Genomic DNA, 25,721 nt, shown 5'->3' with positions numbered 1-25,721 from the left:
CCCACCGATTGCCAAATCCAGTCGGATTCGTAACCTAATCCGCCAATTGTCTGGGACGCAAGGGATCGCGGTCGTTGTCGCCCTCGGGTAAAACGATGTCGCCCAGGGGCGAGCGGTTATTACTCGTCGGTAGCAACAATTCGGCCCATGGGATTTCTGAAGGGGTTGGTGGCCGTCTCGGTGGCTCTCGCCTGCACTCCGTTCTTGGCGCCGACGGCTCTGTCCGACGCGGCTTTCACCGGCATCGACGGGGATGGGTACGCGGCCGGTTGGACCGCGGCGGTCGATGGGCCGCAGCCGTACAACGGCGTCGCGCCGGATCTCGCGGTGCCGATCACCATGGACGACGGCACGGTGCTGAAGGCCGACATCATCCACCCGGCGCAGAACGGCCGCATGGCCGACGGGCGGCGGCCGGTCGTGCTGCAAATGCAGGGTTACGGCAAGCTGCCCATGCTGGTCGGCCAGGCGGTATTGAGCGCGGCGGACGGGCTGGGAATCAAACAGCCGCTGGAGAATTGGGTCGGCTCGCTGAATCTGCCGGGTGTCGCGCTGGACGGGATCTTCGACATCACGCGTCAGGCCGATGCGGGTGCCATCGAGGCGGCGCTGCAGGATTGGAAGCTGGCGAACGCCGGATACACCCTGGTGCAGGTCGATATTCGCGGCACGGGCACCTCGGGCGGGGTCTGGCAGACCTTCGGTGATCGCGAGAAGCAGGACATCGCCGAGGTGATCGACTGGATCACCCAACAGCCGTGGAGCGACGGCAATGTCGGCACGATGGGCATCTCGTTCACCGCGATCAGCGCGCTCGAGGCCACCGATCGGATGCCGCCGGGATTGAAGTCCGTGTTCGCCTATGAGGGCAGTGGCGATATCTTCGGCGATATCGCGGGCACCGGCGGCGGGATCGGCGCGGGCTTTCTGGTGCCGTGGCTGCTCGGTGTCAACGCGCTCAAGATGATTCCGGACATCACCTCGATCCTTGTCGGGAAGTTCGATCCCGCACAGCAATTGCAGTGGTTGAAGGATCGAATCGCGGACCCGCTGACACTGGTCGACATGGTGGTCAACGGCTACACCGCCACCAGTGTGGACCAATTGACCGCGCGCACAAAGCAACTCGTCGATCCGAACTCACCCTTGCGCAAGGGTCTAAAGGCCGACGTCACCCACATTCGGGTGCCAACCTTCATGGTCGGCGCGTGGTTCGACATTTTCGGGACCACACCCACGGACACCTTCAATGCCATTCCGCTGCCGGAGGATCAGAAGAAGCTGATCATGGGCGACGGCTACCACCTCGGTTCGGGCGTGGCCGGTTTCGGTCATCCGGGCATGCCGCCGCGCTTGGACGTATTGCAGCGGGCCTGGTTCGACCACTGGCTGCGCGGCATCGACAACGGCATCGACCGATACACCCCGCTGGTCGTCAAACAGCAGGGCGGCGGCTGGACCGACGCACCCGAATTCCCGCGCTCCGAAGCGGTCTACCGGCGGCTCTACTTCGATGACATCCCCTCCGGCACCAGCCCCGGCTCCCGATACGACGGTGGCCTGTCGGAGAACTCGCGTCAGGCGGCGGTCAACGACCTCACCGTCGCACCCGGCCTGGCGAGCCTGTGCAGCCGCGACGCGGCCCGCATTACCGCGGGCGCGACGTCGATCATTCAAGCGTGCACGGGTGATTCGCGAATCTGGGAGACCGAGGGCCTGACGTTCACCAGCGGCCCGGTCGCCACGCCGACCACGATCTCGGGCCCGATCAATGTGCACCTCAATGTGGTCGAGGACGCCGCCGACGGCTACTGGGTGACCACGGTGAACGATGTCGCGCCCAATGGCGATTCCCAGGAGATCGCCACCGGCCAGCTGGTCGCGTCGGTGCGGCAGATCGACGAGGACGCCAGCAAGAAGTCGCCCAACGGCGACTACACCGAACCGCACTATTTCCTCGATCTGGCCAAGCGCGAGCAGACGATCCCGGGCGTCCCGGTCACCCTCGATGTCGCGGTGACTCCGATCGACGCCGTCCTGCAACCCGGCCATCGTCTGCGAATCGACGTGTACGCCAGCAACTTCCCGAAGGGCCTCCCGCCGATGATCATCCTGGCCGACTCCGGCCTGAAACCCCAGCACCTGCGCCTCGACCCGGATGCGCCCAGCTGGGCCAATGTGCCCGTGATCGGCTCGATCCCCGACTAGGGGCCGTTGAACAACTATGGACCGTTGAACGCGGTGAACAGTCGCAGGCAGCGGTCGGTCATGTCCCGCGGCGACTGGTCGGGGTGCTCGCCCCACCAGGACACCGTGGTGGAGACGATGCTGAACCACAGGGTGAGCAGCAGCGAATGATCGAGGGTCGCGGAGATTCCCGCCTGGGCGAGGATCTCCGCGACACCCTCGGATCCCATGTCATTGAGGGCGTCCTGGTATTCGCGGGCCACCGTGTGTACCGCGCTGGGGCGGGGGAGGGTGGGGTCGTAGATGATCTTCCAGTTCTGGGTGCGGCCGTCGAGAGCGGTGAAAATGGCGGACAGGGTTGCCAGGGCTCGATTTTGGGCACCCGGGGTCGCTTGGGCGGCGGCCACCGCGTCGACCAAGGTGCGACCGGCGCGGTGGACGCAGGCTTGGTGAAGTCCCTCGCGGGAGCCGAAGTAGGCGTACAGGAGTGGCTTGGAAATGCCTGCGGCCGAGGCGATCTGAGGTAGGGAAGTGTTCGCGTAGCCCTGATTACCGAACAACTCGGTGGCGATATCGAGGAGCTGTTCCTCGCGCTGTTCGCGGGGGACGCCCTTGGTTCCGGCGCGGGCGGTCATGGGCGGAGGGGGTCGAGCAGGACGCCCGGGTTCAGAATGGCGGCGGGGTCGAGGGCGGCCTTGGCGGCGCGTAGGGCGTGGGCAAAGGGATCCGGGCGTTGGCGGTCGTACCAGGGGCGGTGGTCGCGGCCGACGGCGTGGTGGTGGGTGATGGTGCCGCCGTTGGCAATCAGCGCCTCGGAGACCGCCGCCTTGATCTCGTCCCACTGCTCCACGGTGCGGCCCCACTGTCCGCCCGCGTAGATGCCGAAATACGGTGCGGGGCCGTCGGGGTAGATGTGAGTGAAGCGGCAGGTGATGACGCCGGTGACACCGGCGGCGCGGAAGGCTTCGGCCGCCGCGTCGTTGACGGCCGCGCGCAGAGTCTCGAAATGGTCCCAGGTGCAAGCGGTTTCGAAGGTCTCCACGATCATCGACTGTGCCGCGAGCGCATCGCGCTGATAGGGCATGCGCAGAAACGATGAGCGCCACTGGTCGGCGGCGCTGGTGGAGTTCCCGGCAGACCCCGACGTGTCGGACGTGCGCACGCCGTCGGGCACCTTCCCGCCGTGGTCCTCGCAGATCTCCACGGCCCGGCGCATCGATTCGTCCACCGGGTGATCGGCGGATTCGAAGGCGAGCACCAGAACGCCTCCCGCGGAAGCGGTTCCGGCATTGAGGAATGCCTCGGCCGGATCGAGCAGGCGGCAGTTCGCCGGGTACAGACCCGATTGCGCGATGGTTCGCGTCGCGGTGACCGCGCGCTCGTAGTTGTCGAACACCACCGACGCGCCCGCTCGCCGGCGTGGCCGATGCTGCACCCGCATCCAGGCTTCGGTGATGACACCGAGAATGCCCTCCGAACCGAGGAACATCCGGTCCGGCGACGGTCCCGCCCCGGAGCCGGGTAGGCGTCGCGATTCGCTTGTGCCCGTGGGTGTTACGACGCGCAGCGACTCGACCATATCGTCGATGTGGGTGTACACGGTCGCGTAGTGGCCGCCCGCGCGCGTCGCCAGCCAGCCGCCGAGGGTGGAGAACTCGAAGGACTGCGGGAAGTGGCGCAGCGTCAAATCGTGCGGCCGCAGCCCGGATTCCAGTGCGGGACCGAGGATTCCGGCCTGAATGCGGGCGGCCCGGCTGGTGTGGTCGATCTCCAGGATCCGATCGAACCGGCCCATGTCCAGGGCGATGGTCCCGGCGTAGTCGTCCGCGCATCGCGGCTCGACCCCGCCCACCACCGAGGTGCCGCCGCCGAAGGGCACCACCGCGACACCGGCGCTCGCACCCCAATCGAGCACATCCACGATGTCCTGCTCGGTGCGCGGGCGCACCACCTGATCGGGCACATGATCGATGCGCCCCAGGAGATTCCGCACCACGTCCCGGAAGGCCTGTCCGTGCCCGTGCGCGACCCGATCCTCACGGTCCTCGGAAGCCAGGTGGCGCAGCGACTCCGGCACCCGGACCCGGGGCGCGGGCATCTCCAGGTCGTCGAGATCGGGTGGCTCGTGCGCGGTGAGATCGGCGTCGGGCAGCAGGGCCGCCACCCGCTGCGTCAGGGCGGCCCGCTCGGCACCGGTGACGGCATCCTCGAGATTGCCCCAACCCCACCACGACCGAGTCCCCATCGACTGCCCTCACTGCCGGATCCACCGAATTGACCCCAGGGTAAATTACCCTGAGGTCAATGTCGATGGCCGTTATAGTCCGGCGGTGAAGGTGGCCGGGTCGGGCCCCACGCGGGTGCCGCTGTCGAGCGCGCTGATGGCCCGCATCTGGTCGTCGGAGAGCTCGAAGGAGAACACGTCGAAGTTCTCGCGAATGCGGCTGGGCGTCACCGACTTCGGGATCACCACATTCCCGAGCTGCAAATGCCAGCGAATGATGACCTGCGCGGGCGTGCGCCCGGTCTCGCCCGCGATCCGGGCGATGGTCGGATCCTTCAGCGCCGCACCGCGTCCGAGCGGGCTCCACGCTTCGGTGGCGATCCCGCGCTCGGTGTGGAACGCCCGCAGCTCGGCCTGAATCAGGTTGGGACTCAACTCGATCTGATTGATCACCGGCGTCTCCCCGGTCTCGGCGATCAGCCGCTCGAGATGATCCCGATTGAAGTTCGACACCCCGATCGAGGTCACCCGCCCCTCCGCCTTCAACTTCTGAAAGGCCCGGAACGTATCCACATACCGATCGGCCTGAGCCACCGGCCAGTGGATCAGATACAGATCCAAATGCTCGAGCCCGAGCCGCTCCATACTCGCGTCGAACGCCCGCAGCGTCGAGTCGTACCCCTGCTCGGAATTCCACAGTTTGGTGGTCACATACACGTCGTCCCGAGCCACCCCGAACTCCCTGATGGCCCGCCCCACCTCACCCTCATTGCCATAAATGGCCGCCGTATCGATACTCCGATACCCCGCCTCGAGCGCGGTCGTCACCGACGCGAACGTATCCCCCTCCTCGACCAGAAACACCCCGAACCCCAACGACGGAATCGTCGTCCCATCGTTGAGAACGGTCACCGGAACTGAGCTGCTCTCGTTTCGAAAGGTCATGTCATCCGACACTACGCCCCACCCCACTCGCGCCACCGGGCTCACGTCGGCATACTTGCCTTGCTTTGGTAAGGAGGGGGTTCCCGTGAGACTCGTGCGTGAACTGCGTTATGCGCCGCTGTGGGTGGTCGTCGTCGTAGCTGGCCTGTTCGTATCGGCATACAGCTGGGGATACATGGCGCTGACGGGAATCGACCGATTCTCGGTGGCCTTCTGGGCAGTGCTGTGCGTGATCAGCATGGCGGCGGTCGGCTTCGGCCAAGCATCGATCCGCAAGCGCTTCGGTGGCCGGGACCAGATGCGCCGCTTCGACACCGCCGTCCGCACCTCCCAGTTGCCAACTCTCACCTCACCCGACGAGATCGTTCAGTGGAACCAATGGATCGTCCACGAACGCAACCGCCGCCAGGGTGACCGCAATGTCGCCTGGATCTGGCTGGCGGCGAGCGCTGTGGTGATAGTCCTCGGCATTGCGATCCCGGCCTTGAAGGGCATTTACAGCGGCGACCTCGGCATGGCGCTCATCATCCTGACCTACCTGGGCAACTTCGCCTGGACCCGTATCTCCACCCCCCGAGTCCTCGCCGCCCTAGCTGCCCTCTCCACCCAGGGCACCACCCGCGGCTACGGCCACTCCCTCCCCACCAACTGACCCAAGCCGACGAGCATGCAATTGGGCAGGGGGCTTCTCGCGTTTTGCCTGCCCAATTGCATGCTCGTGGGGTGGGTTAGAGGCCGATGCAGGTGCTGCCGAGGTTGAGGCCGTTGGAGACGGTGGTGACGATGGTTTTGTCGGTGGGGTCGCCGTTTACGTGGGCTATGAGGGTGTGGGGGCCGGTGGTGGTGGGTTTCCAGGATTGGGTGACGGTGGAGCCGTTGACTTTTGCGTCGTCGGGGAGGGGGACGCCGTTGTCCCAGAAGCGGGTGTAGTAGGCGTACATGCCGGTCGCGGTGAGGGTGTAGGTGCAGCCGGTGCCGTAGTTGCCTACGGGGGCGGAGACGGAGACGCTGTCGAGCTGGTAGTCGGCGTAGGCGGATGGTGCGAGGGCAATCATGGTCGCGCCAATGGCGATCGGGAGCATGAGAATTCGCATGACCTCGATCATGGTGACCGCGCCGGGGGTGGCAGTAGCCCCGGATTATTGGGGGCTTGCGTTCACGCCCGATCAAACCGCCCAGTTTGCGTCGCAGCTAGGAAGACATCCCACTCCGACGGGCCGAAAACCAGTGCTGGGCCTGGGTTTTTGGAGTCCCGGACAGCGACCGAGCCGCCACCCAGATGCGCTGCTTCCACGCATTCCCCACCGGAGTGACTTCGGCTGGACTTGAACCATTCGGCGCGGGATAGGTCGATGCTCACTCGCCGTACTCCTTCGCAATCGACAGGATCAGCTGCCGGGATTCGTTGTGATCCAATGCTACTCGGCTGATCTCTGCGAACGCATCGCGATAACGCTTCACCTCGGCCTCCCGCTCCAGGTACAGATCGCCCGCGTACTCCTCGACGAAAGCGACGGGCGGTGCGATCAGGCCCGTTGCTGGAAGTTTCGGGAATTCGAGCAGCGTGAAGGATCCCGTGACGGAACCGAGGTGACGTGGGGCGTCGAAGGGCACCACCCGCACGGATATGTTGGCGAGTTGACTGATTTCGTCGATCCGCCGGAGTTGCGCAGCCATGACGGCGGGACCGCCGATCTGGTCGCGAAGTGCCATCTCCGACAGTGCGATATCGGCGGCGAAGGTGGGATCGGTGAGGCGATGCTGTCGGCGCATTGCGACCGCCACCCGCATCTCGACCTGTTCGGTTGGAAGATTGGGTGATTCGGTCCATTCGACGGCGCGCCGGTATTCGGGGGTCTGAAGCAATCCCGGGAGGATGGTGATCTTCCAGACCGAGATCTGGCGCGCGGCCTCCTCGAGGCCGAGGTAGTAATCGAAGCCTTCGCGGACGTCGTCGGCGTAGGCGCGCCACCATCCGCCGCCCTGCTTTTGCGTCGTTCGTACCTCGAGCGCCAAGTCGAGCAGTACCTGGCGCTCGTCGGTTGTGGCGTCGTACGCGTCGCACAGGGCGTTGATGTACAAGTCCGACACCTTCGTCGGCAGCCCGTCCTCCATGCGCCCGATGGTTTGCGGCGACACCCCGATCACGCGCCCACCCTCGGACTGTCGCATATTCTTCGCCTCGCGCAGTCGCCGCAATTCCCGGCCTAATGCCCTGCGCCCCATGGTCGATCCGCTTGTCATCTCGTTAGCCTCACTATCGGACGCTCCGAAATATGGAAGACCCCACCGCGGTGGACTTCGCCACGGGGGCCTCTGTAATGGAATAACCCCATCCCGCAAGCGGATTCGGGCATTTCAAGGTTCCGCCATCCGCTTATCCAGAGTGTACTCGTGGCAGGCCAGCGGCATTCGGCCTTTTCGTTTCGGTTCGCGACGAGTCAATGGAGATGAACTGTGGGACAGCCTATTTCACATGAGGTTCCAGACTATCCGGTCCAGAATTTGGAAGTTGCCAAGCGGGGGTTGGATTCCCATCGGGAGTGTGGGAAGGAGTGTGAGGCGCGGCGGTATTTCGCGGGGTTGGTGCCGTATTTGGAATTGTTGGCGAAGCGGCGGGCCGCGTCCTCGGGGTGGAATCTGTGGACCGAGCGGGGGTGAGGGTCAAGGTGCGAGGGGGTGGGCCGTGGTGCGGAGCGTCCAGGCGGGGGAGCGGTGGTGCAGGGTGGTGGCGGTCAGCGGCGGGATGTCTATGCGCCAGAAGGACTCTGCGGGGGAGTTCAGGGTGCAAAGGACTGCCGCGCGGACCACGCCGGGGTGGGTGATGGCGATGATGCGGTCGCCGGTTCCGGCCACGGTGTCGAGCCACGTACGTACGCGGGTGAGGAGGTCGGTGAGGGACTCGCCGCCGTGGGAGCGGTGTGCGGGGTCGGTGAGCCAGCCCATCAGCTGCTCCGGGGCCAGCTCATCCATGGACTTGCCCGACCACGTGCCGCAATCCAGGTCGCGCAGTGCGGGTTCCGGGGTTCCGGTGAGGCCCAATGCCTTCGCGGTCTGCGCAGTGCGGAGCTCCGGTGCGCACAGGACCTGGCCGGGTTCCAGGCCGGGCAGGCCGCCCGCCTTCGCCGCGGACCGCTCACCCAATGGGTTGAGCGGTTCGTCGGCGGGGAAGCGGGCGGCCTGTACCGCGTCGGTGATCGCGTGCGTGATCAGCGTGAGCCGGGTGACCGCGCTCATGCCGCCGCGGGAGTGGTCCGGTCGGCACGCTCGCCGAGCAAGCGCGGGGCCAGCCAGGCGAAGCCGACACCGATGACGACCCACAGGATCAGTTGGGCGGCAAAGGAGTACAACCGGAAGTGGTACAGGTCGTCGGCCGGGAAGCCCGGGTAGACGATGGTGCCCGAGGGATCCTTCAGCGGCTGTGGCGTCTCGGTGGCGAAGTCGCCGTATTCCTTATTGGCCGACAGGTGCCCCAGCGAGGGCAGGATCAGCATGACGATCGCCATGACTACGGTGAACGAGGCCGCCCCGGCGATGGTCGCAGTCCAATTGCCCAGGCGCGCGGCCAGTTTGCGCCCCACCCAGATGGCGGCCAGCAGGACGGCGGCGCTGATCACGATCATGGCCACGAACAGTCCGGTGCGTTCCTTGATGGTCTCCGGATGCCCGATGGAGGGCGGGTTGGCCGGGTACTTCAGGAACGGCACCGCGTACAGGGTCAGGAACATGCCGCCCGACACGAGCAGCGCCAGATTCCGTGCGGTGATCTTCCCGACCCGGCGCAACGCCAGGAAGTAGACGACCGCGAAGAGCGCGCCCATCGCGGCACCGAACACGATCATGCCGAAGGGCAGACCGAAGTTCTGCTGCTGGGAGCGGGTGAAGAGGTCCGGACCCATGTCGCCCATGGGTTTTCCGGCGGCCTTGTCCAAAGCCATCTGCGCGTCGTCGCGCCCAGACTCGTAGTCGATGGCCCGGTTGATGATGGGCTCGGCCATGATCCGTGCGAAGACGAACGCCAGCAATCCACCGAGCGCGCCCAGCAGGACGCCTCGGCCGATGATCCGCTTTTCCATTGTGGTGACTCGATCCCTTGGCTAGTGGCAGGGGAAACCGAGGAAGTGCCGTCCGTCGTGGACGAATTCGTGCACGTGCATGTCGTTGCCGAAGATCGACACCGCGCCCTGGTCGATACCGATGAAGTAGATCGCCAGCAGCGCCAAGAGTGTGGTGCCGATCAACCACACCGGGGTGGGGATGGAAATGGAGACGGCACCGAGGCCGGAACGGGGAGCGTAGGACGTCGCCACGGGAACTCCTAGGGTGGGAGGGGGTTACGCGCCCCTCGGCCGATATTTACCTCGGCGGCCGGGGTCTGACTCACACCCGCGCGGAGTGCTCACAGTGGCGCGACCGTCCCGGATTTCCACCGGATTCCACGAATCGCCGATCAGATGACGATACGAGACCCCGAACGAACAGGTCAAACACCCGCCCACACTATGGAACCCACAGCTCCGCTCCCATCGCCCGCCGGAGCTCGCTCTCATCGCCCGAGGGGGCACGGACCTGTTGCCCCGCGACACGGACCTGTTGCCCGCGGCGGCTCGCTCGCTTCGCCTGTGGCTCGGACCCGCTGCCTGTGGGAGCTTCTCCCTGCCGCGCTAGCTGGGGCTGGCACCCTGTCGTCCGCGGGGGTCCCGTGCCTCTCGGTGAGGGCGCTCGCGCTCGTGGCTCGTGGGGCTCGCGCCGAGCTGTCGATGGACCGGAATGGGTCCGGATCGATCTTTGGTTGAAACCTGTTCTATCGTCCGGAAGCGGCTCTGACCAGCTGTTATTCGCCCGTCTGCCCTGGAGATTTGGGGCAGTTTTCCGAATCGGGGTGGGCGGGCCGGATGGGTTGAATACACTCCCCGCTGAAGTGAACATCTGACACTTCAGTTCTGGGATTAGAGGTACACATGAAGTCTGCTACACCGGGGGTTTTCGCTGCGCGCGCCGCGGCGGCTGTGATCGGCGGGGCATTGGTGCTCGCGGGGGCTACCGGATGCGGCAGTGACAAAGCATCGGACGGGTCCCAGGGCGGGACCAGCAGCACCGTCGCGACCTCGCAGGCCGTGAGCTCCGCGCCCGCCCCGACCACGACCGCGGCCCCGGCTCCGACCACCGAAGCGCCCGCGCCCCAGCCCGCCGCCACCGAACCCGCAGCGCCGCAACCGGTCGCGCCGGAACCGGCGCAGGCCCCGCAGCCCGCCCCCAAGCCCGCGCCGCAGACCCAGCAGGCCGAGAAGCCCGCGCCCCCGACCCTGGACGCTCCGGGATTCGAGCCGCGCGCCGGGTACTGAGCGAACTGGACGAGTAGGTGTTGGGCAATGGCGGGCGGTGGGTGTGCGCCACCGTCGTAGCGCTCGCGGCATCGCTGACCGCGGCGGGCGGCGCGGGTGCCGATCCGGCTCCCGCGGGTAAAGACCTTGTGGTGCTGGGTGATTCGTTCTCCGCGAACGAGTGGGACCACTTCACCGGCCGCGACGACTGCAATCTGCACGGGCGCACGGCCTGGCCGGTGCAGCTGAGCCAGCTGATGGGCGTGTACGGGACCGATCGGGTCGACGACCCGTCGTGTCCGGGCGCGTCGATCGACAGCGGGCCCGGGTGGACGCTGGCCCAGCAGGCGCAGCGGGCGGACAAGGAGGGCGCGTTCGGGCCGGACACCAAGCTGGTGACCATCCAGTTCGGGATGAACGACAAGTGGGGCGCGTCGGATCAGACCCTGTGGAATTCCTTGCAGTCCTGTGTTTTCAACCTCGTCCTGGGCTGTGATCCCGAGGCGATCGAACAGCACCGGATACCTGATTACACCGGGGTCTCCGGTGCGGCGATGGCCAAGCGCATGAGCAATGCCGTCACCTACATCAAGTACTACGCACCCAACGCGCGCATCGTATTCGTCGGGTACCCGGAGCTTTTCGTGCCGGGCAGTAGCACGGTCTGCCTCAGCATTCTCGGGGTCGCGCCGTTCATCAATCCGCGTGGACGCGCGGTGGTCGAATACCTCGACCGGATCGACGCGGCGCAGCGGGAGGCCGCCCAGCTGCTGGGTATCGAGTTCCTCGACGCTCGAGCCCTCACCGCCGGTCACGGCCTCTGCTCGTCGCAGCCGTGGCTGAACGGGATCGCCGACCCCCGCACCGGCGTCGACGGCCTGCCCTTCCATCCATCGACACAGGGCGACAGCGTGATCGCGCACGCGATCTACGACCGCTACGGACGCTGAGCCCATCCCACACTCCGCGCAAAACTGAAAACTCATAGTTCAATTTGCGATTCGAGGGTTCGACATGAAGTTCCGTCTCCCAGGCGCATCGGCCTCCCTGTGCGCCGCCATCATGGCCATCGCAGCGGCCATGACGGGGACCGCGGGCGCGCACGCCGATACTCCGCTGGCCGCCACCGATCCGGCGGCCAGCGGCAAACCGCTTGTCATTCTGGGTGATTCGTACACGGCAAACGGGTGGGCCCCGTTCTCCAACGAGAAGAAGTGCGACCACGGCGACACCGCCTGGCCGGTGCAGCTCAGCGCCCGCATGGGGGTGTCGGGCGATCAGGTGTGGAATCAATCCTGCCCCGGCGCGACCATCGAGGGCGGGGACGGCTACACCCTGACCGTGCAGGCTGCCAATGCCGCCAAGGCGGGCGCGTTCGGGCCCGGAACCAAGTTGGTGACAATCCAATTCGGCTTCAACGACCACTGGGGCGGGGCCGACCGGTCCCCATGGAGCTCCACCGAGGCGTGCTTCTACAACCTTGCCGGAGGCTGTGGTCCCGAGGCGGTGGCCGACGGCCGCATGGTCGACCCGCGCACTATCACCGGAACCGAATACGCCGCGCGCATCAGCAAGGTCGTGACCTACATCCGCTACTACGCGCCCAATGCGCGCATAGTCATCGTCGGCTATCCGGAGCTGTTCCGCCCCGACCAGGACTCCATCTGCTTCGACGTCGTGGGCGTGCCCGTCCCCCAGCCCAACGGCCGCACCGTGGTCGAGTACTTCAACCGCATGGACCAGGCCGAACGCGAGGCCGCCGCAACCATGAACCTGGACTACCTCGACTCCCGAGCCCTCACCACCGGCCACGGCCTCTGCACCCCCCAACCGTGGATCAACGGCGTCTTCGACCCCCTGGTCAACTTCGACGGCCTCCCCTTCCACCCGTCCCCCCAGGGCGACGCCGTAATCGCCACCGCACTGTACGAGAGGTACGCACGATGACCGAGGTCATGCCCGCCACGGGCAAGGAGACGGCACCCGTCGTCACGCGGCCACCGGGATTCATTGCCGCCCAGCGCTTCCCCACGAATCCCACCCCGGGACCGACACGCGCCGCCGAATTCGCCCGGCTTTGTAGGGGCGATGCCGCGATTGCCACCGCACTGTACGAGAGGTACGCACGATGACCGAGGTCATGCCCGCCACGGGCAAGGAGACGGCGGCGGTTGTCGCGGAACCGGCGGAAGCTTTTGCCGCACAGCTGCTTCGGGAATCCAGGACCGTTGGATCGACCCGAACCGCTGAATCAGGCGGTGCCGATGAGTCGGCGATCGAGCGGGCTCGGCGGGAGCGGCCTGCGCTGCCGTCGTTGACCGGGGGGCGGTGGTGGGCGGCGTTCGCGGTGTTCGTGTTGCATGCCTTGGTGTTTTTGCCGGTGTATCCGTTTCAGAAGTCGGAGATGTTCCGGCACATTCACGAATGGGTGCCGATGCAGCTCGGGGCCGCGGGGGTGACCTTCTTCTTCGTGCTGTCCGGGTTCATCATTTACTGGTCGTATCGGCCGGGAATGACGTTGCGCGCCTTCTATCGTCGGCGCGTGTTGAAGATCTGGCCGACGCATTTGTTGGCGGCCGCCGCGTTCATCGCGGTGGCCAGTGTGCCGCTGCATCGGGCGGTGGTGTGGGTGCCCAATCTGCTGCTGGTGCACACGTGGTGGCCGAAGTGGACCACGGTGGGCGGGCTGAACGTGCCGTCCTGGTCGCTGGCCGCGGAAATCCTGTTCTACTTCAGCTTTCCGCTGGTGCTGCCGCTGGTCATGAAGATCCCGACCCGTCGCCTGCTGCTCGCCATGGGCCTGCTCATGCTGGCCATTGTCGCGCTGCACACTTCGTACTTCCTGTGGGTGGACGGCCCGAAGGGCATCGCGAATGCCTTTGCGCCGCGCCTGGTTCCGGGTAATGCCTCGCCGTACTACGAGCTGCACGCCTCCCCGGCCTGGTTCCGGCAGCCGAATATCCCGGTGTCCCCGTCATATTGGCTGAGCTACAACTTCCCGCTCTCGCGGCTGCCGGAGTTCTTCCTCGGCGTGCTCGCCGCGCGCATGGTGCTCGAAGGCCGTTGGCGCAATACGAATATGGCGTGGCCGCTTCTCGCGCTGGCCATCTCCTACGCGGCCACCTGGGTGGTGCCGGTGAACTACAAGATGTCGGTCCTCATGCTCGCGCCCATGACCGCGGTAGTGGCCACCATGGCGACACGTGATCTGCGCGGCATCCGGGGTATCACCGCGCATCCGCGCATGGTGTGGCTGGGCAATATCTCCTTCGCCTTCTATCTCATCCAGTTCCCGGTCATGGTGTTGGTCACGCGATACCTCATCGGCGGCAAGGAGTTCGGCGTGCTCGGCTGGGCAGGCTTCTCCCTGCTGTGCCTGGCGGTGTCCACCGTGCTCGCCGCGGCCCTCTACCACTGGGTCGACGACCCGATCATGCGCCGCTTCGCCCGCTCGAAACGAGCCTGACACCCCGATTCGAGGGGCACGAGATCTCGGGGCGCGGAGTATCGGGGCAAGGAATTTGCCGGGTACCCGCGCCCCGCGCGTCCCCCTAACGTTCACCGCCGCAAGGAGTTTGTTTGCGGGTCGGGGCTCGGAGGGAACGGCGTGGTCGCGGAGTTGGTCGCTGAGGTCAGGGTAGAGGAACCCGAACCGAGTGCGGTGGAGCGGTGGAATCCATTGGCGCGGATCATCTTCCGCTACGGGTTCGTGGTGCTGGGTGTGGGCATGGCCGGGGTGCTGGTGTTCCATTCGCTGCTGCGGTCCCTGCAGGTGCCGGAGTCGACCGTGGAGACGATGTCGAAGTGGACGAGCCTGCATCCGCTGACCGAATGGGTGGGCGAGCACGTCTTCGACACCAAGGTGCAGTGGCTGTTCGCGGGAAGCAGTGACACCCAAGCGAATTGGATCTCGACCTTCACCCTGCTGCTCGTGGCGGTGCCGGTCACCGTCGTGTGGTCGCTGCTGGACCGGGGCCGCCCGAACTACGCGCGACTCTACGGCTGGTTCCGGCTGACCCTGCGATTCGCGCTGGTGAGCGCGCTGCTGATGTACGGGATGATCAAGGTGCTGCCCTCGCAGATGGCCTTCAGCCTCGAACGTCTGGTGGAGCCGTTCGGCGATATGAGCCCGATGGCGGTGCTGTGGTCCTCGACCGCCGCCTCCGAGCCCTACGAAATCGCCTTGGGCACAGCTGAAATCGTGGCGGCTCTGCTGCTGATTCTGCCCATCACGGCGGGGCTCGGCGCGGTGCTGTCGGTGATCGTGTGTCTCCAGGTGTTCCTGCTGAACCTCACCTACGACGTGCCCGTGAAGCTGCTCGCGCTGCAACTGCTGGTGTACGCGCTGGTGCTGGCAGCCCCGGACATCATCCGTATCGTCCGGGCACTCACCGTCGGCGCGGTATCGCCGCGCACCCCCGAGCCGCTGGTGACCACGCCCCGCGCTCGCCGAATCCTGGTGTGGGGCCAAGTGATCGCGGGTGTCTGGTTGCTGATCACCACCGTCATGGAGGGCCACGACGCCTGGCAGCTCTACGGCAATGGCCGCCCCCACTCACCCCTCTACGGCATCTGGAATGTCACCGAGCAGACCTCGAACGGCCAGCCGGTCGCCGCGGCCGACCGTTTCCGCCGCCTCATCTTCGACCTCCCCCAGGCCGTCACCGCCCAGCGCCCGGACGATTCGCTCCAGGACCTCCCGGCGGTGATCGACACCGAGCGCGGCACCGTCACCATCACCAAGGACCTCGACCACGTCTGGAAGCTGGCGACCCTGAACTACCAACAGCCCCAGCCCGATCAGCTGATCCTCGACGGCCAGTTCTCCGGCCGCCCCGTCCGTCTGGTCCTGTCCCGCGTCGATCTCGACAGCTTCCGCCAGCTCTCGCGCGGCTTCCACTGGACCCAGCCCGCCCCGTACCTCCGCTAGCCCCGGCACATTCACCGGCTGGTCATGGTCAGACGACCAACTGGATACCTGACACCTGTTTCATTCGAGCCGCATTTCGGTGACGACTCGCAAAGGAACACGTATGCGCCACAACGGCGTTGGAAACACCCCCGGCAAGGCTCTCGCACTCGCGGCCGCCGCCTCCCTGGTCTGGCTCGGCGGCGCGGCCCTCGCGCCGACCGCCGCGCAGGCCGGGGTCACGAGCCCGAATCTCATTGTGGACGGCGATGCCGAGGCGGTGGCGCAGTGCTCACCGCGGGGTCTGGACGGCATGACCCTGCCGGGCTGGACTATCGGCAAGGGCGAGCCGAACGCGGTGTGCTACGGACAATCCGGTTGGCCGGACGCCTCCTCGCCGGGACCGTCGAACCGGGGCGCGAAGTTCTTCGCGGGCGGCGGCACCGGCAATTCCGAGATGGACCAGACCGTCAATGTCTCGGCCGCGGGCTCGGCCATCGACCAGGGGAACGTGAGCTTCGACCTGAACGGCTGGCTGGGCGGCTACGGCGCCCAGCTGGACCGGGTCAATATGACCGCGACCTTCCTCAGCGCCTCGGGAGCGCAGCTCGGTTCGGCCGAATGCGACGATGTCAGCAGCGTCGACCGCGGCCTGAAAACCGGGATGGTGCAGCGCGATACGAAGGGCACCCTGCCCAAGGGCACGCGCTCGGTGAAGATCGCGCTCAATTTCACCTGGACCGCCGGGGACACCAATGACGGCTATGCCGACAATCTGTCGTTCACCATCGGCGCGTCCCTGCCCGCGCCGAAGCTGACCGCACCGGCCGCCTCGGTGCCCGGCTACGACCACGTCTTCGTCGTCTACCTGGAGAACCAGGACTACGACGGCGTCAGCGGCATCATCGGAAATTCCCAGGCCCCCTACATCAATGGCCTGCGGTCGCAGGGCGCGACGTTGAGTCAGTCCTACGCCACCACCCACCCCAGCGATCCGAACTATGTCGCGTTGGCGGCGGGCGGTCTCTACGGGCTGGTCGACAACAGCGTGGGCACCACCACCCTCGACGCCACCCACATCGGCAATCGCGTGGACGCGGCGCACAAGACCTGGAAGGGCTACGCCGAGGACGCGAACGGCAACTGCGATCAGACCGCGCACGGCCAGTACTACCAGGACGATCTGCCGTTCCTGTACTTCAAGAACATCAAGTCCGACGCGGCCTACTGCGCGGCACATCTGCAGCCGCTGACGCAGATGACGACCGATCTGAAGTCCGCGGCGACGACCCCGAACTTCGTATGGTTCGCGGCCAATGAATGCCACAACATGGAGGGCTGCGGCGTTGCCTCCGGTGACAGCTGGCTGAGCACCACGCTGCCGACCATCTTCGATTCCCCGGCCTGGAAGCAGCAGCGCTCGCTGCTGATCCTGACCTTCGACGAGGGCGCGGTGAAGGCGTTCGGCCCGCTGTACCCGAACCGGGTGCCGACCATCATGCTGGGCTCGCAGGGCTCGGTGAGGGCCGGATTCACGAGCTCGCAGCGCACCGACCAGTACGGCCTGCTGCGGACCATCGACACCGCCCTGGGTCTGCAGCCGCTGACCAACAATGACGCGTACGCGGCCACGGTGAACGACATCTGGTCCAACCCGAAGCAGTGATCGCGGCCTCGAAACGGTAGGCACACCGGCGCGCCCACCGCGCCCGGACGCGGCGTGTCTTGCGCGACGCGCCGCGTCCTGGGCGGATGCGCAGCTCCGTCATCCTGTCGGTTCCCGCCGTTACTCTGCGGGGGTGGTCAAACCGGATTCAGCACTGCGCCGCCTCATGCGCGAGACGGGGAAGCTACTGGAGCCCTACGGGTTTGAGGGCGCCGAACCCACCTGGGTGTGCGTGACCGAGGAGGGTATCGCCCGGCTGGAGCGCACGCGCATCTTCCGGACCTTCACCGCGGGTCAGCAGGTGCTCAGCTTCGGTCTGACCGCCACGGGCACGCCGGTGGCGTGGTGGGAGTTCTGTAATTGGCGCAGGGAGCGAGCGGGCCTGTCGCCCATGGCGATCGAGGCGGCCACCGGTCCGGGTCTGCTCGCCGGTGAGGGCGTCCCGGATGATCCGGCCCAGCTGTGGACGATCCGCCTGGACCCGTACCAGCCGGGCCACGTCATCCCCCGGGACGTCACGGAGATCCGCACGGAACTACCCCGGCGCGTGCATGCCGCGGCCCGTCGCGCGCTGCGTCTGGCGGATCCGGAGACCTACCTGGAAGAGCTACTGGCCCAGCCGAACCCGCGACGCAATGCCCTGGAGGCCATCGTCGTTCTGCTCGCCGAGCGGGGACCGAGCCCCGAGCTCGACGGGGCCCTCGACAATCTCCTGCGCGACGTCGGGGACCAGCCTTGCGACGTCGTCGACTACATGAGTGCCCGCACCCTGTCGAGTCGGTCGGCGTAGCCATTACGCCGGATTATTGGCCGCCGTTGGACTTCTGGTATTCGCGCCAGGCCTTCTGGGTGTCGGTCAGCTTCGGCTTCGGGGTGCGATTGCGGAAGTAGTTGACCACCATCATGACCGGCAGGATGAAGGCCTGGAAGAAGATGAAATACGAGCCGCCGTCGAAAAGGAACGCCAGATAAAAGGCGTAGCCGATGAATCCGACGCCGAAGACGGCATTGAGCACGCGCGACAGTTCGCTCTGCCCCTGACGGACGGCCGCCAGCGCGAGCATGATGACGCCGCTGAGCGCGAGCAGACCGACATACCAATTGAACAAGGAATCCCCCGAGGACAACTCGAGCCCAACCGGTCGGTCGGGCCGCGCCGAACCTTAACACCGGTGCCCTCGGCGCGCCATTGATATACGAGCGGCCAATCGGTTTACGAGCGGTCCTATCGGCGCGGAATGGCGGGAGTTTCCCAGGCGCGGGCATAGCGGGTTTTATCGGCCGATTTGTTCGGCTTGGCGCGGTAGACGACGTACGGGCGGACGAGATAGCCGACCGGGGCCGAGAACATGTGGACCAGCCGGGTGTAGGGCCAGAAGGCGATGAGCGCCAGCACGATCAGCCCGTGCACCTGGAAGGTCCAGGGCGTGCCGACCATGAGGTCGGGCTGCGGGTGCGGGGTGAACAGGCTGCGGAACCAGGGGGAGACGGTCTCGCGGTAGTTGTAGGTGCCCCACAGCAGATTGCTGCCCCAGGTGTTGAGCAGTCCGGTGACCAGCGCCGCGGCCAGCAGGACGTACATCACCTTGTCATTGGCCGTGGTCGCCTGGCGGACGGCCGGGACGGTGAGGCGGCGGTAGAGCAGAATCGCGATTCCGGCGATGACCGCCAGTCCCGCAACCGATCCCGCCGAGACGGCGACGATGTGGTACGCCTCCTCGGAGACGCCAATGGCATCGGTCCACGACTGCGGGATGAGCACACCCAGCACGTGCCCGCCGATCACCCCGAGCATGCCGAAGTGGAACAGCGGACTACCCAGCCGCAACAGCCGGGACTCGTAGATCTGCGAAGAACGCGTGGTCCAGCCGAATTGGTCGGTGCGATAGCGCCACAGGTGGCCCAGCACGAACGAGGTGAAGGCGATGTAGGGCAGTATCAGCCAGAGCCCGGAGCTCATCGTCGGGCCTCCTGTCCGGTGAAGGCGAGCGGATCCATGGCGAAGGGGTCGAGGCCGACCTCCTCCTCGGGCGGCCCGGCGGCGGCGAGTTCGGCAATGCGCCGACGGTCGGCGGTGGTGACCGGTGGCAGAGTCGCCACCACCGACGCCAGCACCCCCGCGTACGGAGATCCACTGTCGGAAAGCGACAACCGCAGCAGTTCCAGTACCGGGACGTGTTCGCCCAGCAGCCGCTCGCCGCCGATCGGATCGACGGTGGCGGCGAATTCGAGCAGCACGGGCAGGTGGTCGGGCAGTTCCTCGTCGCCGAGTTCGACACCGGCATGGCGGTAGGCGTGCTTGAAGCGCAGGAGTGCCATGCCGCGCTTGCGGGTATCCCCGTAGGCGTAGAAGGTCAGGTGCAGGCTGGCGCGGCGGCGCATGTCGAAGGTCTCGACGTACTCCTGAGCCAGCGCTATCGGGTCGCCGGTGCGCAGGTGGGTGAGGAACCCGGCCAGCAGCGGACGCACGGTGTCCGGCAATTCCGTTGCGGCGGCGTCGAGTTCGTCCAGCATGGCCAGGGTCTGCTCGCCCGGATAGTCGAGCAGCAGCGCGCCCAGCCGCCACACCAGGCGGCGCTCGCGCTCGCTCATGGCGACGGCCGGTTCGGGCCGCCGCCGCAGTTTCAGCAGGCTCATCGCGCCGACTCCCCCGCCATTCCGGCGTGTTCTTGGCCGGAAACCACTGGGCTGTAAGGATTTCCGGTCAAGGGTGCGCCGGAACTCCGGGACGCGACGCGCGCGTTCGGGTAGTCGAGGGTCAGCGAGCCGAGCCGCCAGGCCAAGCGGTGTTCGTGCTCGCGGGTGGTGATGGCGGGCGCGGGGCGGCGTCGCAGTCTTGGCAGGTTCATCGTGCGGCTCCCGTCGGTGCCGGTTCGATCGACTCGGGTGCGCTGTCCTCGGCCGCGGCGGGGGAGTGGTGCCCATTTCCGTTGGCTCCGTTGCCATTGCCAGCGGCGCCATTGCCGTTGGTGGAAGTGGGCACCAGTCCCGCGGTGCTCTTGCCGTCCCAGTTGAGGAGGTTGACTCGGCTCGATTTCTGGTCGGGTGCGGCACCATTCGTGTCGGTGAGGTGGAATTTGTCGGCCATGTAGTCGAAGGCCGTCATGCCGGGGCCGCCGTCGGTATCGAGGGAGCAGCCGGTGGCGAGCGAATCCAGTTCGTGGGCACGGGAAGTCGCGCCCGAGGGAATGACGTAGCGGTGCTCGTACTTGGCGATGGCGAGCAGCCGGTACATGGCCTCGATTTCCTCGGGTTCGAGGCCGATGGCGTCCGGAATGGACAGGTCGGGCTCCTGGCCGAGGTTGATCGAGCGCATGAACGAGCGCATGCCCGCCAGGCGCTGCAAACAGGCGCGGACCGGACCGATCTCACCGGCGGTGAACAGTTCGGCCAAGTACTCCACCGGAATTCGCAGGGCATCGATCGCGCCGAAGAGGTTGTTGTGGTTCTCCCCGTCGTGGCCGGTCTGGGTGAGGGTGTCCACCACCGGCGACAGCGGCGGCACGTACCAGACCATCGGCATGGTGCGGTATTCCGGATGCAGCGGCAGCGCGAGCTGGTAGTCGACGATCAGTTTGTAGACCGGCGAATCCTGTGCGGCGGCAATCCATTCCGGTGAGATCCCGGCGCGTTCGGCCTCGGCGATGACGCGTTCGTCGTGCGGGTTGAGGAACACCCCCAGCTGTGCGGGGTAGAGGTCCTTGTCCTCGGTGACCGAGGCGGCCTCGAGGACCTTGTCGGCGTCGTAGAGCATGACGCCGATGTAGCGCAGGCGTCCCACGCAGGTCTCGGAGCAGACCGTGGGGATGCCGACCTCGACACGCGGGTAGCAGAAGGTGCATTTCTCGGCCTTGCCCGTCTTGTGGTTGAAGTAGATCTTCTTGTACGGGCAGCCGGTGACGCACTGCCGCCAGCCGCGGCACTTGTCCTGATCCACCAGCACGATGCCGTCCTCGGCACGCTTGTAGATCGCCCCCGACGGGCACGACGCCGCGCACGAGGGGTTGAGACAGTGCTCGCAGATGCGCGGCAGGTAGAACATGAAGGTCTCTTCGAACTCGAGCTTGACCTGCTCGGAGAGCTTGGCCAGCAACGGGTCCTTACCCACTTGGTCGGGCCCGGACCCCAGCGAGTCGTCCCAGTTCGCACCCCAGGTGACCTTGGTGTCCTCGCCGGTGATCAGCGACTTGGGCTTGGCCACCGGGGTGGTGTCCATCTGCGGGGCGGACAGCAGCGTGTCGTAGTCGTAGCTCCACGGGTCGTAGTAGTCCGACACCGTGGGCAAATCCGGATTCGCGAAGATATTGAGCAGCCGCTTCATCCGCGACCCGGACTTGAGGGTGAGTCGTCCCTTCTTGTCGAGGGTCCACCCGCCCTTCCACTTCTCCTGGTCCTCGTACCGGCGCGGATACCCCTGTCCGGGACGGGTTTCCACATTGTTGAACCACACGTACTCGGTGCCCGAGCGATTGGTCCAGGCCTGCTTGCAGGTGACCGAGCAGGTGTGGCAGCCGATGCACTTGTCCAGGTTCATCACCATGGCCAGTTGCGCCATAACACGCATATCAGTACTCAACTTCCTGCGAGCGCTTGCGGATGGTGGTGACCTCGTCGCGCTGATTTCCGGTGGGGCCGTGGTAGTTCAGGGCGAAGGACTGCTGGGCGTAGCCGCCGATGAGGTGCGAGGGCTTGATCATGATGCGGGTCAGCGCATTGTGGATGCCGCCACGTTTTCCCTTGCCCTGCTTGGTATCCGACGCACCCTCGATGCGGGGGACGTTCACCGCGCGGTCCTGGGCGTGGTACATGAACACGGTCCCCTCGGGCATGCGGTGCGACACGATCGCGCGCGCCACCACGATGCCGTTGCGGTTGATCGCCTCGATCCAGTCATTGTCGGCCACACCGATTTTCGCGGCATCCTTGTCCGACATCCAGATCGCCTGACCGCCGCGCGAGAGCGTGAGCATGTGCAGGTTGTCCTGGTAGGCGGAGTGGATCGACCACTTCGAGTGCGGCGTCAAATAGCGCACGGTCACGCCGTTTTCGTTCACATTGCCAATGCCCGGTTCGGCGAACAGCGCCGACATGTCCAGTGGCGGCCGGTAGATCGGCAGCTGCTCCCCGAGCTCGATCATCCAGTCGTGATCGAGGTAGAAGTGCTGCCGCCCGGTCAAGGTGTGCCACGGCTTCTTGCGCTCGACATTGATCGTGAACGGGGAGTACCGACGACCACCGGTCTCGCTCCCGGACCATTCCGGTGAGGTGATCACCGGAACGGGCCGGGCCTGCGTGTCGGCGAAGGTGATTCGCTTACCCTCGTGTTCGGCCGCCAAATCGGCCAGCTCGGTTCCGGTGCGCCGTTCCAGCGCGTGGAACCCTTCCACCGCGAGTCGGCCATTCGTGGTGCCGGACAGTGCCAGGATCGCCTCGGCCGCGTGGGTGTCCTTGGCCAGCGACGGACGGCCTTGCGCGACACCCGAAACCACGGTGCCGTTCACGCCGCGCAGGTAATCTACCTCGGCATCGGGCAGCGTGGTGACACCCTTGGTGGTGAGTCCCAGCGTTTCGACCAGCGGTCCGAGCGCGGCCATCTTCTCCGCGACATTCGGATAGTCACGGTCGACGACAACGAGTTTCGGCATGGTGACACCCGGAATGGGCTCACACTCGCCGTTCTTCCAATCGAGCACGCGTCCTCCGGCCTGCGCCAACGCGTCGGCCGAGTCGTGTTGCAGCGGCACCGCCACCAGATCCTTGCGCTTGCCCAGATGCTTCTCGGCCAGCCAGGAGAAGCCGCGGGCAATGCGGTGGAAGGCCTCGAAATCGGTCTTGGCCTCCCACGGCGGGGAAATGGCCGGGGAGAAGGCGTGCACGAAGGGATGCATGTCGGTGGAGGACAGATCGTGCTTCTCGTACCAGGTGGCGGCCGGGAAGACGATGTCGGAGAACAGGGTCGTGGACGTCATGCGGAAGTCCAGCGACAGCAGCAGATCCAGCTTGCCGGTCGCGGCCTCCTCCCGCCATTCCAGTTCCTGCGGGCGGACACCGGTCGCCTCGGCGGTCTGGAGGTTGGAGTCCGCGCCGAGGAGGTGCTTGTGGAAGTACTCGTTGCCCTTGCCGGAGGAGCCGAGCAGATTGGCGCGCCAGACGGTGAGCACGCGGGGAAAGTTCTCGGGGGCGTCGGGGTCCTCGCACGCGAAACGCAGATCACCCGACTTCAGGCCGTCCACAACGTAATCCGTGGGAGCCTTACCGGCCTGCTCGGCCTCGTCGACGAGGTCGAGGGGGTTGCGGTTGAGGGTCGGATACGAGGGCATCCAGCCCAAACGTGAAGCGAGAGCGATATTGTCGGCGGCCGTGCGCCCGGCGAAGCTGCCCTTGCCGAGGGGCGAGGCGAACGATTCGCTGGTGAACGGGTCGTAGCGCCATTGGTCGTTGGCCAGGTACCAGAACACGGTGCCCTGCATCTGACGTGGCGGGCGCTGCCAGTCCGAAGCGAAAGCCAATGTGGCCCAGCCTGTTACGGGTCGGCACTTCTCCTGGCCGACGTAGTGCGCCCAGCCGCCGCCGTTCACGCCCTGGCAGCCGGTGAGCAGCGTGAGGGTGAAGAAGCTGCGGTAGATCTGATCGGAATGGAACCAGTGATTGGTGCCCGCGCCCATCAAAATCATGGACCGACCCTGGGACTTCTCGGCATTGTCGGCGAATTCGCGGCCGATGCGTTCGGCCTGTTGGGCGGGGACGCCGGTGATCGATTCCTGCCAGGCGGGCGTGTACGGCTCACTCGCATCGTCGTAGCCGGTCGGCCAGCTGCCGGGCAGGCCGGGTCGGGCCACGCCGTACTGGGCCAGCAGGAGATCGAACACCGTCGTCACCCGTCGCCCCGCGACGACGGTGGTCGGCACGCCACGGGTGAGGACCTCGGAGGCGGGCCCGTCGAAGCGGGGGAACCGCACGGCCGCAACATCATCGGTGCGCCCGTGCAGGGTCAGGAGGGGATCGATGTCCCCGAGCTCGAGGTTCCAGCGACCCTTGCCCGCCTCGGTGAAGCGGTGGCCGAGAGAACCATTGGGCACCTGCGGATTACCGTCGGCATCCAGCAGAACGGTCTGGTGTTGCACGCCTTCACCGGTATGGCCGAGGTCGGCGGCGGTGAGGAACTTGCCCGGGACGGCGACGCCGTCCTTGTCCTCGAGGGTGATGAGGTAGGGCAGGTCGGTGTAGCGCTTGACGTAGTCGGTGAAGTACGGAGTCTGCTTGTCTACGAAGAACTCTCGCAATACGACGTGACCCATGGCCATGGCCAGTGCCGCATCGGTGCCGGGTCGGGCGGGCACCCACTCGTCGGCGAACTTGGTGTTGTCGGCGTAGTCCGGCGAGACCACCACGACCTTCTGGCCGCGGTAGCGGGCCTCGGTCATGTAGTGGGCGTCCGGGGTTCGGGTGACGGGGACGTTGGAGCCCCACATGATCAGGTATCCGGCGTCGAACCAGTCGGCGGATTCGGGGACGTCGGTCTGGTCGCCGAAGACCTGCGGGGAGGCGACGGGCAGGTCGGCGTACCAGTCGTAGAACGACAGCATGGAGCCGCCGATGAGCGAAATGAACCGAGCGCCGACGGCATGCGAGACCATCGACATGGCCGGAATCGGCGAGAACCCCGCGATGCGATCCGGACCGTACCGCTTGATGGTGTAAACGTGTGCGGCGGCGGCGATTTCGGCGGCCTCCCACCATTCGGCGCGAACGAATCCGCCCTTGCCGCGCGCGGATTTGTAGGCTTTGGCCTTGTCGGGGTCCTCTACGATGGATTCCCAGGCGAGCACAGGGTCTTTCAGGCGGGTCTTGGCGTCGCGGTAGAGCTCGAGCAGGGTGCCGCGCACGTAGGGGTAGCGGATGCGGGCGGGGGAGTAGGTGTACCAGGAGAACGACGCGCCACGCGGACAGCCGCGGGGTTCGTATTCGGGCTTGTCCGCGCCCACGCTCGGGTAGTCGGTCTGCTGGGACTCCCAGGTGATCACGCCGTCGGAGACATAGATCTTCCACGAGCACGAGCCCGTGCAGTTCACACCGTGGGTGGACCGCACCACCTTGTCGTGCGACCAGCGATCCCGATAGAACTCATCGGCCTCACGCCCGCCCACCTTGTGCAGGGTGCGCAGATCGCCGGAAACCTCGCCGCGGTTGAAGTACTTCCCCAGTCGAAGCAGCGCATCGGCGGACGAGTGTCCGTTCTGCGAGTTAGCCATTGACGCCCCCTTCGAGCTGGAAATACCGGGCTGCTGGGTTGACTGTAAGGACGTCGAGGGAGGCATCAAAACGTTTCTCTCACATCACGCTCGGGGTGAGTGTGAGCTGTGAGATCCAAGAAATGTTCCGGTCACCAGGGGGTAGCGGCCGAGGTCACACGCCCGGGGCGCGACCTGGGGAAACCCTCGAATCAGGTGTGAATCATGTTCCCAG

Annotated in this window: 25 protein-coding genes and 1 riboswitch; of the genes, 10 read left to right on the top strand and 15 right to left on the bottom strand. The window is 66.2% G+C overall.

Annotation, left to right across the window (positions count from 1 at the left end):
* Nucleotides 1-147 precede the first annotated feature (147 nt).
* A complete protein-coding gene (locus VMT40_RS17960; protein ID WP_326359459.1) occupies nt 148-2,208 on the top strand; it encodes a CocE/NonD family hydrolase in 2,061 nt (686 codons plus the stop codon).
* Between the two features lie 14 nt (nt 2,209-2,222).
* Here VMT40_RS17960 and VMT40_RS17955 read toward each other — a convergent pair whose 3' ends face one another.
* The 3 genes from VMT40_RS17955 to VMT40_RS17945 form a co-directional block, all read right to left on the bottom strand.
* Nucleotides 2,223-2,822: a TetR/AcrR family transcriptional regulator gene (locus VMT40_RS17955; RefSeq protein WP_326359458.1), complete on the bottom strand. Its 600-nt coding sequence runs from the start codon at nt 2,820-2,822 to the stop codon at nt 2,223-2,225.
* Nucleotides 2,819-4,432 (bottom strand): FAD-binding oxidoreductase, encoded by a 1,614-nt coding sequence (locus VMT40_RS17950; protein WP_326359457.1) that lies wholly within the window; start codon nt 4,430-4,432, stop codon nt 2,819-2,821. The genes VMT40_RS17955 and VMT40_RS17950 overlap by 4 nt, the downstream gene beginning before the upstream one ends.
* Before the next feature lie 72 nt (nt 4,433-4,504).
* Complete coding sequence (locus tag VMT40_RS17945) at nt 4,505-5,356, bottom strand: aldo/keto reductase (protein ID WP_326359455.1); 852 nt, start codon at nt 5,354-5,356, stop codon at nt 4,505-4,507.
* 85 nt (nt 5,357-5,441) lie between these two features.
* On the opposite strand from VMT40_RS17945, the gene VMT40_RS17940 reads away from it, so the two are divergent.
* Nucleotides 5,442-6,008, top strand: coding sequence for a hypothetical protein (locus VMT40_RS17940; protein ID WP_326359454.1), 567 nt, complete (start codon nt 5,442-5,444; stop codon nt 6,006-6,008).
* A gap of 76 nt (nt 6,009-6,084) precedes the next feature.
* On the opposite strand, the gene VMT40_RS17935 is transcribed toward VMT40_RS17940, so the two are convergent.
* The 6 genes from VMT40_RS17935 to VMT40_RS17910 form a co-directional block, all read right to left on the bottom strand.
* Entirely contained in the window at nt 6,085-6,450 is a 366-nt protein-coding gene (locus VMT40_RS17935; protein WP_326359452.1) for a hypothetical protein, read from the bottom strand.
* Nucleotides 6,451-6,512: 62 nt separating this feature from the next.
* Nucleotides 6,513-6,716, bottom strand: a complete 204-nt coding sequence (locus VMT40_RS17930) for a DUF397 domain-containing protein (protein WP_326359450.1) — start codon at nt 6,714-6,716, stop codon at nt 6,513-6,515.
* Complete coding sequence (locus VMT40_RS17925) at nt 6,713-7,582, bottom strand: helix-turn-helix domain-containing protein (RefSeq protein ID WP_326360228.1); 870 nt, start codon at nt 7,580-7,582, stop codon at nt 6,713-6,715. The genes VMT40_RS17930 and VMT40_RS17925 overlap by 4 nt, the downstream gene beginning before the upstream one ends.
* A gap of 438 nt (nt 7,583-8,020) precedes the next feature.
* Nucleotides 8,021-8,593, bottom strand: a complete 573-nt coding sequence (locus VMT40_RS17920; protein ID WP_326359449.1) for a histidine phosphatase family protein — start codon at nt 8,591-8,593, stop codon at nt 8,021-8,023.
* Nucleotides 8,590-9,432, bottom strand: a complete 843-nt coding sequence (locus VMT40_RS17915; protein WP_326359448.1) for a CbtA family protein — start codon at nt 9,430-9,432, stop codon at nt 8,590-8,592. Before VMT40_RS17915 ends, VMT40_RS17920 begins: the two co-directional genes overlap by 4 nt.
* A 21-nt stretch (nt 9,433-9,453) precedes the next feature.
* Nucleotides 9,454-9,621 carry a CbtB domain-containing protein gene (locus VMT40_RS17910; protein WP_442790022.1) on the bottom strand — a complete coding sequence of 56 codons (168 nt, stop codon included), beginning with the start codon at nt 9,619-9,621 and terminating at the stop codon, nt 9,454-9,456.
* An 84-nt stretch (nt 9,622-9,705) separates the two neighbouring features.
* Nucleotides 9,706-9,844: riboswitch (cobalamin riboswitch) on the bottom strand.
* Between the two features lie 473 nt (nt 9,845-10,317).
* Here VMT40_RS17910 and VMT40_RS17905 point away from each other — a divergent pair.
* From VMT40_RS17905 to VMT40_RS17870, 8 genes are all read left to right on the top strand, one after another.
* The gene (locus tag VMT40_RS17905; RefSeq protein WP_326306680.1) at nt 10,318-10,701 is read left to right on the top strand and encodes a hypothetical protein; all 384 of its coding nucleotides are present in this window, start codon (nt 10,318-10,320) and stop codon (nt 10,699-10,701) included.
* A 17-nt stretch (nt 10,702-10,718) separates the two neighbouring features.
* On the top strand, nt 10,719-11,630 hold the full coding sequence (locus VMT40_RS17900; RefSeq protein ID WP_326359446.1) for an SGNH/GDSL hydrolase family protein: 912 nt from the start codon (nt 10,719-10,721) through the stop codon (nt 11,628-11,630).
* Between the two features lie 64 nt (nt 11,631-11,694).
* Nucleotides 11,695-12,627, top strand: a complete 933-nt coding sequence (locus VMT40_RS17895) for an SGNH/GDSL hydrolase family protein (protein WP_326359445.1) — start codon at nt 11,695-11,697, stop codon at nt 12,625-12,627.
* Nucleotides 12,624-12,812 carry a hypothetical protein gene (locus VMT40_RS17890; protein WP_326359443.1) on the top strand — a complete coding sequence of 63 codons (189 nt, stop codon included), beginning with the start codon at nt 12,624-12,626 and terminating at the stop codon, nt 12,810-12,812. The genes VMT40_RS17895 and VMT40_RS17890 overlap by 4 nt, the downstream gene beginning before the upstream one ends.
* Entirely contained in the window at nt 12,809-14,146 is a 1,338-nt protein-coding gene (locus VMT40_RS17885; protein WP_326359442.1) for an acyltransferase family protein, read from the top strand. Before VMT40_RS17890 ends, VMT40_RS17885 begins: the two co-directional genes overlap by 4 nt.
* A 141-nt stretch (nt 14,147-14,287) precedes the next feature.
* On the top strand, nt 14,288-15,610 hold the full coding sequence (locus VMT40_RS17880; protein WP_326359441.1) for a DoxX family protein: 1,323 nt from the start codon (nt 14,288-14,290) through the stop codon (nt 15,608-15,610).
* A gap of 103 nt (nt 15,611-15,713) precedes the next feature.
* On the top strand, nt 15,714-17,255 hold the full coding sequence (locus tag VMT40_RS17875; RefSeq protein ID WP_326359439.1) for an alkaline phosphatase family protein: 1,542 nt from the start codon (nt 15,714-15,716) through the stop codon (nt 17,253-17,255).
* Nucleotides 17,256-17,388: 133 nt separating this feature from the next.
* On the top strand, nt 17,389-18,045 hold the full coding sequence (locus VMT40_RS17870; RefSeq protein ID WP_326359438.1) for a hypothetical protein: 657 nt from the start codon (nt 17,389-17,391) through the stop codon (nt 18,043-18,045).
* A gap of 13 nt (nt 18,046-18,058) precedes the next feature.
* Here the strand turns inward: VMT40_RS17870 and VMT40_RS17865 are convergent, their stop codons facing one another.
* From VMT40_RS17865 to VMT40_RS17840, 6 genes are all read right to left on the bottom strand, one after another.
* The gene (locus VMT40_RS17865; protein ID WP_326359437.1) at nt 18,059-18,364 is read right to left on the bottom strand and encodes a hypothetical protein; all 306 of its coding nucleotides are present in this window, start codon (nt 18,362-18,364) and stop codon (nt 18,059-18,061) included.
* Between the two features lie 116 nt (nt 18,365-18,480).
* Nucleotides 18,481-19,215: a respiratory nitrate reductase subunit gamma gene (narI, locus tag VMT40_RS17860; protein ID WP_326359435.1), complete on the bottom strand. Its 735-nt coding sequence runs from the start codon at nt 19,213-19,215 to the stop codon at nt 18,481-18,483.
* A complete protein-coding gene (narJ, locus tag VMT40_RS17855; protein ID WP_326359434.1) occupies nt 19,212-19,892 on the bottom strand; it encodes a nitrate reductase molybdenum cofactor assembly chaperone in 681 nt (226 codons plus the stop codon). The genes narI and narJ overlap by 4 nt, the downstream gene beginning before the upstream one ends.
* Nucleotides 19,889-20,104, bottom strand: coding sequence for a hypothetical protein (locus VMT40_RS17850; RefSeq protein ID WP_326359433.1), 216 nt, complete (start codon nt 20,102-20,104; stop codon nt 19,889-19,891). Before VMT40_RS17850 ends, narJ begins: the two co-directional genes overlap by 4 nt.
* Nucleotides 20,101-21,810 carry a nitrate reductase subunit beta gene (gene narH, locus VMT40_RS17845; RefSeq protein ID WP_326360226.1) on the bottom strand — a complete coding sequence of 570 codons (1,710 nt, stop codon included), beginning with the start codon at nt 21,808-21,810 and terminating at the stop codon, nt 20,101-20,103. Before narH ends, VMT40_RS17850 begins: the two co-directional genes overlap by 4 nt.
* A gap of 10 nt (nt 21,811-21,820) precedes the next feature.
* Complete coding sequence (locus VMT40_RS17840) at nt 21,821-25,507, bottom strand: nitrate reductase subunit alpha (RefSeq protein WP_326359432.1); 3,687 nt, start codon at nt 25,505-25,507, stop codon at nt 21,821-21,823.
* Nucleotides 25,508-25,721: the final 214 nt, after the last annotated feature.

Source organism: Nocardia sp. CDC160 (genome assembly GCF_035818795.1).
Lineage (GTDB): Bacteria > Actinomycetota > Actinomycetes > Mycobacteriales > Mycobacteriaceae > Nocardia.
Note: the sequence above shows the minus strand (reverse complement) of the source record. Positions and strands in the feature narration are given on the sequence as shown.